Raw genomic sequence first — 10184 nt, 5'->3', positions numbered from 1 at the left:
GTGGAACGCATTACCGGAAAGAAGATCAGGAAGTTGGCCGGGGACAGGGGGTACAGAGGAAAGAAAGAGGTGGGCGGCACCGGGATACTGATACCCGATGTTCCAAACAGGAAAGACAGTTATTACACACGCAAGAAGAAACATAAGCTATTCTGCAAGCGTGCAGGAATAGAGCCGACTATCGGGCATTTGAAATCAGACTTTCGTTTAGGACGCAACTTTTATAAAGGTGTGTTCGCTGAAACAAGAAATGTGATTGTAATCTATTGAATAATAGATTTTTGAAGAAGAAGAGTATAACAATGGGTAACGATATAGAAACGAGCGAACTTCTTTAGTCTGCTGTGTTTTTCCATTGTTTCAAATAACTCTACCACAAAGATAATCATTCTTAATAAATATTACTCCATTTATGCGTATCTTTGTTGAAAACAAGATAGTTATATGGCTAATTTCAATTTATATATAGAGCAACTTGATTATAATCCGATAATAGATCTAATAAAAGAGAATGGAGAGCAACACATATTAAAAAAACGGGAATATTTTGTGCGACAACATGAAACGTCCCGATATGTAGCATGGGTTAAAAGGGGTGTATTTCATTATACGTGCATTGGCGATGATGGTTGTGAACACATTGTTGGATATTCTTTTGAAAATGAATTTGTCTGTGATTACTCTTCTCTTGTAAAACGAGGGCAGTCGTTGGTTAATATAATAGCACTAACTGATTGTACAATTTATGTGCTACCCTATAAAGACTTGCTCGAATATTATGAGAATGATATAGATGCTCAACGTTTTGGAAGATTAGCAGCAGAGGCATTATTTGAGATGATATATAAACGCTTATTGGATTTTTACTGTGATACGCCCGAACAACGCTATGTAAAGTTGATGAAACGTTGTCCAGACTTAAAATCAATAGTTCCTCTGAAGAATATTGCATCCTTTCTTAATGTTACCCCTGAAACAGTAAGCCATATCCGAAGAAAATTACTGCAAAAATGAAACTCTTGAAATAATTCAAGGATTTTCCGCTCTAAATTATAGAACTTTGCCTTTTTCATAATAGAGATAGTTAAAATATATATGAAATACCCCATTAAAACCCAAAGGTTAACCATACGGCTCGCTGAATCGGAAGATGCAGAAAGTATTTTTTCTTACCGTTCTGACTTAGAGGAAAATAAATATCAGGGATGGTTTCCTGATTCTGTCGAAGAAGTCCGTGATTATATTAGCAATATGCCACAGACAATGGATGTTGCAAATATATGTTTTCAGTTTGCCATTATTTATACTGATGAAAAAAAGTTGATTGGTGATATGGGGATTATCTTTACCAATCACGAAAATATGCAGGCTGAAATAGGATGTACAATGCATAAAGATTATAAAAGGCAAGGATATGCCACAGAAGCATTAAATGGAATGGTAGATTTCCTATTTGGAACTTTGAATAAACATCGGGTTATAGCCTCAATCGATCCGAGAAATTCAGCTTCTATCCGGTTAATAGAACGGCTAGGATTTAGAAAAGAAGCCCATTTTAAAAAAAGTTACTACCTGCATGAAGAATGGGTGGATGATATAATTTATGCGAAACTTAAAACAGAATGGGTTAATAATGATAAATATACAAATAAGAGGTAATGGTAATGACTACAGATTACAAAGTTGGCGAACTGATTTATGACGCAAATATATATGATGGGTTAAATACCTCTCTCTCTGATTTGCAATTCTATAAAAAGTGGTTGCTAACTAATAAAGATGCTCGCATACTTGAACTCTGCTGTGGTACGGGTAGGCTTACGATTCCAATTGCACAGGAGGGATATAATATTTGCGGGGTAGATTACACCTCGTCAATGCTCGAACGAGCGCAGGCGAAAGCTATTAAAACAGGGCTGGAAATTAATTTTATTGAGGCAGATATTAGAACACTTGACTTGCAAGAGCAATTCGACTTTATCTTTATTCCGTTTAACTCCATCCACCATTTATACAGAAACGAAGATTTGTTCAAGGCGTTAGAGAGTGTAAAAAGACATCTTAAAGACGGAGGCTTGTTTCTATTTGATTGCTTTAATCCCAACATTCAGTATATTGTCGAGAACGAAAAGGGGCAAACTGTAATTGCTGAATATAAAACGGACGATGGTCGGAACATCTTGATAAAACAGACAATGCGTTATGAGAGTGCAACCCAAATAAACCGTATTGAGTGGCACTACTCTATAAACAGCGAGTTCCATTCAATTCAAAATCTTGATATGCGATTGTTTTTCCCACAAGAGTTGGATTCATATTTGAAACAGGCAGGATTTAATATTATCCACAAATTTGGAGGGTTTGGAGAAGAGACTTTTAGTAATGAATCGGAGAAACAGATATATGTTTTGAGTCTAAATGAGTGATATTAGTTTTTAATAATAAGATAAATCATGAATATTCGACAACTAAATAATTCCGAATACGGAAAGGCAATCGATTTGGCACTCAATGTATTTATTGAGTGTGGAAGTGCCGATTTTGATGTAAATGGGCTACAAACATTCAAGAGTTTTATTCATAATGATGAGCTAATGAATGAACTTTGCATATTCGGGGCATTTGACAATGAAACTCTTATTGGCATTATTGGAACTAAGAACGGAGGTTCTCATATCTCATTATTCTTCATACACCCAAAGTTTCATCGCAGAGGTATTGGTAGACAATTATTTGGTTCTGCCTATGCCGATCAACCTCAAATGCAGATAACTGTCAATTCATCGTCATACGCTGTGAAGTTCTATGAAAGTTTAGGCTTTTCAAAAACTTCTGAAGAACAGGAAACAGATGGATTAAAATATACCCCAATGAATAAAGTATAAAATTCATTCTATTAGAGCTGTCAGTGAAAGTCTTGAATTTTTTCAAGGCTTTTGTTGTTTTCAGTCTCTACCTTTGCGCACAAAAATAAGTCTTAAAGATTTATATGGCAAATATAGGCACATTCCCAAAATACCATATTACGAATTTATAAATGTATCAATTATGAAAGACTTATCAGATTTGAGATTTTTCCGACTATTGTCAGAATACTCACAGAAAGGATTTGTTGTAAATGATTTTACGGCTGCATTGCAAGAACTTGCCAATCAATTGGCAAGCATTGCTATAAGTGAACAGGACTATGCCGTATTGTTACGCTATTTCTCTTTTGGATTAAACAGGCTCAAATCGCATCGGGTGCAGTTTGAGCAGGGGGAAAAATGCTTTGTTATTGCTTGTTGATGAAGCAATAGAAGTTATAAATACAGAAATCCGCATACTTAATATGCGTATCAAATATCCGATTCAGTTTCAAAATCGAAAAAACAGCTTTCCACTTTCACCGCTTTATCTCACTGATGAAACCAACCTCGTTGAAATCATGGAAATGGTTAGTGGGCTATTCCTATCCAAACGGGTGGTTACCCACAACGGGACAGAATCACCACTAACCGAAATCGGACGAGCTTTTGAATATCTTTTCAATATCAAATTGGGTGACATCCACAAAAAGCACGATAATGTAATTTGCCGTAAAGCCAATAAACGAACCGAGTTTTTGGATATACTTCGCAAAGCCATTATTGAAGAAAGTAAGAAGAAAGGCTATCTATAAATCAGCGACTTATCAAGAATTATTAGGGGTGTAGTATATCTACTCCCCTAACTTATTTGCGCTCGTTTGCCGAATTTTGCTTCATCAATCGATTGAAAACAATAATGTTGAACTAAAAAATGAAGCAAAATGTATATAGACAACGAAAACTTCGACAAGTGGATGGAACGGCTATCGAAGAAGCTCTCCGAAATCGGACAAGACCTGAAATCGCTTATCAATACCGACAACGTACTGGACGAGAATGATAAGATACTCGACAATCAGGATTTGGCTTTCCTGCTAAAAGTATCTTTCCGAACCTTGCAACGGTATCGGGCAAGTGGCAAACTTCCTTATTTTACGATAAGCCACAAGACCTATTATCGTGCAGCCGACATCCGGGCTTTTATTCAAGAAAATGCCGATAGTAAGACCTATGAACGGTTTAAGAAGGAGAATCAACTGGATAAGCAAACCACTGCAAAACAAGGTGGGTAATGTTACCGCCTGATGCAGTGCCATCCCTCCCCATTTAGCAGAAACCGCCTCGCCCTGTGGCTCGGCTCATTTCGCTAAATGAAGCAAGAGGGAACTGGACAAGTCCTGTTCTTCCCTCTTGCCCTGCGGGGCAAAGCCTTCGGCTTTAATTGGTTACGTTCGTAACCGTTTATAACAGTGATTATAAGCTAAAAATGTATTCCGCTTATAATCAATTGAATGAATCTCATTTTCCTTATAAAAAAGTTATAATCATGGATAAAACCAATAATATATCCACGCTTACTACCATCGGAATAGACCGACAGACGGGAAAGCTAATAGATAAGCTCTGCAAACGCTATTCGCTGAAAAAAGGTGAAATAGTCCGTTGGGCATTTGTCTATATTGATAAAGCGTGTATCAACCCATCGGAAGCACCGGAATCCGTAAAATCAGAACTGGCGAAAATAAACAAACGGCAAGACGATATTATCCGCTTCATCCGACACTACGAGGAAGAACAACTGAACCCCATGATACGAACTGCCAATTCTATCGCAGTTCGGTTTGATACTATCGGTAAAACATTAGAAACACTTATTCTTTCGTGGCTAAAATCCAGCGAGGGGAAGCAAACAGCCGTATTACAAAAAGTAAGTGAGCAGTTCGGCAAACATGCCGATGTAATCAACCAGCAGGGGAAACAACTCAACGCCCTGTATCAGATACACCAACGGGATTATAAAAAACTGCTTCAACTGATACAACTTTATTCGGAGTTATCAACTTGTGGCGTGATGGACGGCAAACGGAAAGAGAATCTAAAAGCGGAAATCATTAATCTGATAGATACAAAATAGAGCCATGCACATAGATTTTGCCCCACCATCGGGAGGAACATATAATAATGCAGGAAGTAGCCGCCAATTAGCTTCATACATGGAACATGAAGACTTGGAACGGATGGAGAAAGGAATCTATACTGATGGCTTTTTCAATCTGACAAAGGATAATATCTATAAATCAAAGGTTATAAAAGATATAGATACTAATATCGGGCAACTCCTAAAAACCGATGCTAAGTTTTTCGCTATCCATGTCAGCCCATCGGAAAAGGAACTTCAAGCGATGGGTAATACAGAACAGAAACAAGCCGAAGCTATGAAACGGTATGTTCGGGAAGTGTTTATTCCTGAATATGCCAAGAACTTCAACAAAGGACTATCCGAAGCGGATATAAAGTTTTACGGGAAGATACATTTTGACCGTAGCCGTTCCAATAACGAACTGAATATGCACTGTCATTTGATTGTGAGCCGAAAAGACCAAGCTAACAAAAAGAAGTTATCACCGCTTACCAACCACAAGAACACCAAGAACGGAGTAATAAAAGGTGGTTTTGACCGTGTGAACCTGTTCCAACAAGCGGAACAAGGCTTTGATAAGCTGTTTGGCTACAACCGCCAATTATCCGAATCGTTTGACTATCACAACACGATGAAAAACGGTTCTATTTCGGAACAACTTGAATTACAAAATCAAAATTTTACTGGCGAAAAGAAAAGAGAAGTATTCCAATCCAGTGAAAAAGAAAACAATGTTTCTTGCAACCTTGACAACAAGGAAGGAAATAGGCACTCTAACAATCAGCAATACAATAATAGGAGTGATTCTTTTTTGTCTATTTTCTCATTGGGAGATGGCAATAATAACAATGCTGCACCAATAGAAGAATTACAGGCACAGAAACGCAAGAAGAAAAAGAAAAGAGGAATAAGGCGATGATTGAGTATGAAGAACTAAGAGCCGAAATAGACAGCTACCTAATGGAATGGTTCAGGTATCGTAAATCGCTTGTACGGCTAACAATGGATAATATTGTCACTACCCGGAGAAACAGCCGGGTAGATTTGTATTTGCGCATCAGGAGAAGTGAAAGCCGATTTCCCCCTGATTGCCTGATTATTGCCCGATTGGGTTTCTCAAAAGAACGGATAGGGCACGGAACGCACTTTATCCGATTTCTGACAGGAATAGCCCGAAAGTACGGTTTTAACCATATCGGCATTGAATGTGCCAATATTAAAAGTAGTAGGTTAGCCGAGAAATTAGGCTTTTATTCCATAGATGGTGAAAACTTCGCAATAGCTATAACCAAACTAATATCTTATTTTTCAATGGAGTAATCTTAATTAATCCTTTCTTTCTCTGAACACAAAGGTATATTCCGAGTCTAAAACGGCAACACCAAGCCCTACGGGTTTTGATAAATTTCTTCCTTTTTCGTTCCTCAAAAGAGTAAATTTATCAAAAGTGTTGCCTTATTTATTCTCTCCATATAGGAAATGTTTATCAGAGAAAAAAAGGAAAGTTGGTAACTTAGACTTTAGATCTTCGCTCTTTTTCTTCTCTAAAAAGGAACCCAATGTCACGTCTCAATTGCTTTCTGAATTCTTTAACTCGACATGAAATATTTTCAATCTGAGTTTTTGAATAGGCGTTTTGTGTCTCTGGGTTTTTCATCAACACATCTCTTAACTCTATAAAACTTTCAAGTGCCTCAATCGATATTATTAAACCAACGACGCCTTTTTTCCATTCTATTAATTCAATTAATACTTCTTTCATTATTTCAGGATCATAGCCACCCCCTTTTAATTTGTGTATTTTATCTGTTATTTCAAAAGCTTTTGGATAGCTATTTATACGTAAATCATATAATTTAGAAGTAAGATTTCTGTTTAAATTTCTATCAAACTGTTTTTGTAAGTTTGATTGAGAACGAAAAAATTGAAATAATGTAATTACGGATATAATCAAAGATGTCAATGCTGCTATGATTGACGGTGTAAATATCTCACTTTTCATTTATTTCAGTGCTTTATTAATTGTTTGAATTAGCTTACTCCAAGCTCTTATCTCATCGCTATTGAGCGCATTTGCATTATTATTTCTAGTCCATCTTACATAAGATTTAGCCAATTTATATTTAGAAAATCCAGAAATTTCTTTTGTGAAAATATCAACTATAGGACGAGTAGGGTATGTTTCTGATATTGACTTAACATCTACTCCGAAATCATCTTTAACAATCGTAATTAATGTATCTCTCAGCAAATCCTCTATTTCCGGTTTGAGGATATTTGGACAAAAATCCTTTGTTCTTAGAATATTTTTATTTCCTAGTGCATGTACAAGATGTTCTTGTTGTGCTGCCTGATCTCCTGCCGCATCCGAATCTAGTAATGCCGCAACTTTCATCTTTTGAGCATGCAAAATAGTCGCATAATAAACAACCTTCCCTGCTGAATTTGCAAATATTAACGCTGTCTTTTCATCAAGAATTGCATCCTTTATTGCCGCTTCACGCAAAAGTTGTGCCGTTGATTCTAAATACCAATAGTCTGTTATCCCTTCAAGTACTAGATTTTTCTGCTGAGTAAATAAACTTTGGGCTAAGTCGTAACCGAGTGCTTCTTGTAATGGTAATAAGCCTGCTGGATCACTTGAAGATATTGTAGTATGTACCTTTGTTCCCTCTTCTCTATCTTTTAATTCAACAACACGCACTAGATCCAGTTCATTCGGACCAACAAGGAAAGGTGAATGAGTTGTGTATATTGTTTGATTATTTTCTGCAAGTCTTGAAATCGTTTCTCTAAATTCCCTCTGTTTTAAACCATGTAGACTCATACCGGGTTCATCCAAAAGTAATATGGCATTTTTATGTTTATCCATAGCTTCTGCAAAAAACACAACATAAAAAGACACCAACCACTGGAAACCTTCAGACCTTTGATCTAACTCAATTTTTACTCCAATATTATCTTCAACAACTACTTTTAAATATTGACCATCAGCAGAAATTACTAACTTATCCGCTTCTGGTCTTTTAGGATCTGGATTCCATATTCGCTTTATTTCATTAGTCAATCTTACACTAGCTGCATCCAATTGATACGAACGCCTGTCTAATTTATCTCTATAAGCTTTTAATGCTTCTGAATTATTTTGAGAGGGACTTGCCGTTGCACCAATATTTGAAAGTTCTCTAGCAGAAAATCCCAACAATTTCAGTAAACATGTATTCCCATAGTCATAATACTTGTCATTGTCAAGAACATTGGAATCAATCCTATCGGCAAGATGCTGTAAATGAATTAATGGTTTAACTTTGAAATAATTATTGAACAAGACAAACACAGGTGTTCTTTGAGATAAAATTTTTAGAACTTCATCTCTTTTTCCATTGAAAGCTATTTGATTATGAAGTTTGTTATACCTCTCTTCTTCTTTTTGATTGTCTTCATCTATATAACTATAATTTTTTCTAGCCACCCTTTTAATTCTTTTGCCTTCTCTGCGTCTATTTTTGAATAATCATTCCAGTTTCCAATACTTAATTGTAATGCCTGTGTAGGATCTTTTTCAGTAGAGGAAGGATTATCAATATTAAATTGCTTTGAGATATGAGCACACAATCTATTAAGATCATTCTTAATATCACCATAAGTAACTTCTTTAGGTGCATTTTCTAGAGTGTGATAGCGTTTATTATTCAACATCTTATATTTAACATAAATACATTCACTGTACTCAGGTGGGAGTAATTCCTTATCTGCATCTTCTAGTTCGAAATAGCCTCTTACTACTTCTACATCCTCTGATTTAACCTTTTTAGTTGTAATATCATTATATAATGAACGAGGATAATCTCTAAGCTCATCAAATTCAGCAACATCACTAGGCTGGTTTAATTGTTGCAATGCTTGCAATATAACAGTTTTTCCAGATTCGTTTGGACCAACAAATATCGTTTTCAAATTTTCCACTTGAAATAACCCTGTATCTTTTATACTTCTATAATTTTGAATTCGTGCACTTTTCAGTCTCATGGTAATTGATTTTATATATATTGCAAAATTAATAAAATAGATTGAATTTGTGAATTCTAACCTAGACTATTTATAAGATCATTCTTTACCAACCTCCTTAGATGCACCATATTTTGGCAATTCGTAAAGGTTTTCAATCCGTTCCGCAAGGTTCGTCATATCCTCATTGATTTTGGTACGGGTTATATCCGCATAGATTTGAGTAGTGGAAATGCTTCGGTGTCCTAATGTTTGGCTAATCGTTTCTATTGGAACACCCATTGAAAGACAAAGGGTTGCATAGCTGTGTCTTGCCATGTGGTAGGTCAGCCGTTTCTCGATATTGGCTGCTTTGGCTATCTTTTTCAACTGAATATCAGCGTTTTCTATTGTGCACAACCTAAAGACCTTTCCATCAAGCCCGGCAAAAGCCGTATTCCGGTATTTCTCAATAAGACGCAATGGAATATCAAGTAGGGGAATGTACGAAGTTGTTCCGGTCTTTTGACGATTTAAGACAATCCATTGTTTGCCATCTTTTTGCCATACAATATTATCATGCCGTAAGTTCTTTAAATCCACGTAAGCAAGCCCCGTGAATGTCGAGAATAAAAACATATCACGGATAAAATTAGCACTCTCATGTTTCATATCTGTTTGCATCAACCGTTCTATCTCATCCATAGATAGCCATTTCCGTGTAATGGTTATCCGCTGGGGACGATAGCCAAAGAACGGGTCTTGATGCATCAAACCTTTGTTTAAGGCTCTCATTACAACCTTGCGCAATGGTTTTATTGTATTGTTGGTTGTGCTTGCGCTTAATTGCAAATTGACTTTTAGATAGTAAACATACGATTCTATAAAATCAAAATCAATTTGGGTAAACGGAATATCCGCTACCCCGTATTGTAAGCATTCGGCCTCGCCCGTATTTCTCTCCAAGCTATAATAAAGTCAAAAGCCAAACGAAGCATGTCTGGCTTTTGACTTTATTTATCTTTCTTGTTTATCCTTTCCAATTAAATGGCAGTAAATCGGCGTAGTCGTTTTTCTTTTCTCTTTCATTCTCCTGTACCCTAATCAACACGTCCTGCATCCATAGTTTTGGGTTCACCTTATTTTCCCTGCAACATCCCATCAGTGAAAAGAATATTGCCGCTGCATGTGCCGCTTCATGTGAACCG

The 10184-nt window shown here is 36.4% G+C and carries 15 protein-coding genes and 1 pseudogene; 11 read left to right on the top strand and 5 right to left on the bottom strand.

Annotated features, from left to right (window positions below; all coding sequences use genetic code 11):
- From HMPREF0106_RS0125145 to HMPREF0106_RS04560, 11 genes and pseudogenes are all read left to right on the top strand, one after another.
- Positions 1-261: pseudogene (locus HMPREF0106_RS0125145) on the top strand (IS5/IS1182 family transposase); the annotation flags it as partial.
- Between the two features lie 183 nt (positions 262-444).
- Complete coding sequence (locus HMPREF0106_RS04515; protein ID WP_009040854.1) at positions 445-1014, top strand: Crp/Fnr family transcriptional regulator; 570 nt, start codon at positions 445-447, stop codon at positions 1012-1014.
- A gap of 81 nt (positions 1015-1095) precedes the next feature.
- Positions 1096-1659: a GNAT family N-acetyltransferase gene (locus tag HMPREF0106_RS04520; protein WP_009040853.1), complete on the top strand. Its 564-nt coding sequence runs from the start codon at positions 1096-1098 to the stop codon at positions 1657-1659.
- A 5-nt stretch (positions 1660-1664) separates the two neighbouring features.
- On the top strand, positions 1665-2426 hold the full coding sequence (locus HMPREF0106_RS04525; RefSeq protein WP_009040852.1) for a class I SAM-dependent methyltransferase: 762 nt from the start codon (positions 1665-1667) through the stop codon (positions 2424-2426).
- Positions 2427-2453: 27 nt separating this feature from the next.
- Positions 2454-2885: a GNAT family N-acetyltransferase gene (locus HMPREF0106_RS04530; protein ID WP_009040851.1), complete on the top strand. Its 432-nt coding sequence runs from the start codon at positions 2454-2456 to the stop codon at positions 2883-2885.
- A gap of 163 nt (positions 2886-3048) precedes the next feature.
- Complete coding sequence (locus tag HMPREF0106_RS04535; RefSeq protein WP_009040850.1) at positions 3049-3288, top strand: hypothetical protein; 240 nt, start codon at positions 3049-3051, stop codon at positions 3286-3288.
- Positions 3251-3661, top strand: a complete 411-nt coding sequence (locus tag HMPREF0106_RS04540; protein WP_009040849.1) for an RteC domain-containing protein — start codon at positions 3251-3253, stop codon at positions 3659-3661. The genes HMPREF0106_RS04535 and HMPREF0106_RS04540 overlap by 38 nt, the downstream gene beginning before the upstream one ends.
- 129 nt (positions 3662-3790) lie before the next feature.
- Positions 3791-4141 carry a helix-turn-helix domain-containing protein gene (locus HMPREF0106_RS04545; protein WP_009040848.1) on the top strand — a complete coding sequence of 117 codons (351 nt, stop codon included), beginning with the start codon at positions 3791-3793 and terminating at the stop codon, positions 4139-4141.
- 254 nt (positions 4142-4395) lie between these two features.
- On the top strand, positions 4396-4983 hold the full coding sequence (locus HMPREF0106_RS04550) for a BfmA/BtgA family mobilization protein (protein WP_009040847.1): 588 nt from the start codon (positions 4396-4398) through the stop codon (positions 4981-4983).
- A gap of 4 nt (positions 4984-4987) precedes the next feature.
- Positions 4988-5908: a DUF5712 family protein gene (locus HMPREF0106_RS04555; RefSeq protein ID WP_009040846.1), complete on the top strand. Its 921-nt coding sequence runs from the start codon at positions 4988-4990 to the stop codon at positions 5906-5908.
- Entirely contained in the window at positions 5905-6309 is a 405-nt protein-coding gene (locus tag HMPREF0106_RS04560; RefSeq protein ID WP_009040845.1) for a hypothetical protein, read from the top strand. Before HMPREF0106_RS04555 ends, HMPREF0106_RS04560 begins: the two co-directional genes overlap by 4 nt.
- Before the next feature lie 193 nt (positions 6310-6502).
- Here HMPREF0106_RS04560 and HMPREF0106_RS0125140 read toward each other — a convergent pair whose 3' ends face one another.
- The 5 genes from HMPREF0106_RS0125140 to HMPREF0106_RS26340 all read right to left on the bottom strand — a co-directional run.
- Entirely contained in the window at positions 6503-6991 is a 489-nt protein-coding gene (locus tag HMPREF0106_RS0125140) for a hypothetical protein (protein ID WP_032851599.1), read from the bottom strand.
- The gene (locus HMPREF0106_RS04565) at positions 6992-8461 is read right to left on the bottom strand and encodes an ATP-dependent nuclease (protein ID WP_198138561.1); all 1470 of its coding nucleotides are present in this window, start codon (positions 8459-8461) and stop codon (positions 6992-6994) included.
- Positions 8434-9018: an AAA family ATPase gene (locus tag HMPREF0106_RS27540; protein ID WP_198138560.1), complete on the bottom strand. Its 585-nt coding sequence runs from the start codon at positions 9016-9018 to the stop codon at positions 8434-8436. Before HMPREF0106_RS27540 ends, HMPREF0106_RS04565 begins: the two co-directional genes overlap by 28 nt.
- A gap of 78 nt (positions 9019-9096) precedes the next feature.
- A complete protein-coding gene (locus HMPREF0106_RS04570) occupies positions 9097-9942 on the bottom strand; it encodes a site-specific integrase (protein ID WP_009040844.1) in 846 nt (281 codons plus the stop codon).
- A gap of 64 nt (positions 9943-10006) precedes the next feature.
- Positions 10007-10184 (bottom strand): transposase domain-containing protein (locus tag HMPREF0106_RS26340; protein WP_139220896.1); only part of this gene is annotated, 178 nt, incomplete at its 5' end.

The organism is Bacteroides sp. D22, assembly GCF_000163675.1.
GTDB classification, from domain to species: Bacteria; Bacteroidota; Bacteroidia; order Bacteroidales; family Bacteroidaceae; genus Bacteroides; species Bacteroides xylanisolvens.
This window is presented reverse-complemented; position numbering and strand designations above follow the sequence as displayed.

Coding starts and splice junctions, on each gene's coding strand:
- HMPREF0106_RS04555 (WP_009040846.1), top strand. CDS start 4,988: ATGCACATAGATTTTGCCCCACCATCGGGAGGAACATATAATAATGCA.
- HMPREF0106_RS27540 (WP_198138560.1), bottom strand. CDS start 9,018: ATGAGACTGAAAAGTGCACGAATTCAAAATTATAGAAGTATAAAAGAT.
- HMPREF0106_RS04520 (WP_009040853.1), top strand. CDS start 1,096: ATGAAATACCCCATTAAAACCCAAAGGTTAACCATACGGCTCGCTGAA.
- HMPREF0106_RS04515 (WP_009040854.1), top strand. CDS start 445: ATGGCTAATTTCAATTTATATATAGAGCAACTTGATTATAATCCGATA.
- HMPREF0106_RS04535 (WP_009040850.1), top strand. CDS start 3,049: ATGAAAGACTTATCAGATTTGAGATTTTTCCGACTATTGTCAGAATAC.
- HMPREF0106_RS04525 (WP_009040852.1), top strand. CDS start 1,665: ATGACTACAGATTACAAAGTTGGCGAACTGATTTATGACGCAAATATA.
- HMPREF0106_RS04560 (WP_009040845.1), top strand. CDS start 5,905: ATGATTGAGTATGAAGAACTAAGAGCCGAAATAGACAGCTACCTAATG.
- HMPREF0106_RS04550 (WP_009040847.1), top strand. CDS start 4,396: ATGGATAAAACCAATAATATATCCACGCTTACTACCATCGGAATAGAC.
- HMPREF0106_RS04545 (WP_009040848.1), top strand. CDS start 3,791: ATGTATATAGACAACGAAAACTTCGACAAGTGGATGGAACGGCTATCG.
- HMPREF0106_RS0125140 (WP_032851599.1), bottom strand. CDS start 6,991: ATGAAAAGTGAGATATTTACACCGTCAATCATAGCAGCATTGACATCT.
- HMPREF0106_RS04530 (WP_009040851.1), top strand. CDS start 2,454: ATGAATATTCGACAACTAAATAATTCCGAATACGGAAAGGCAATCGAT.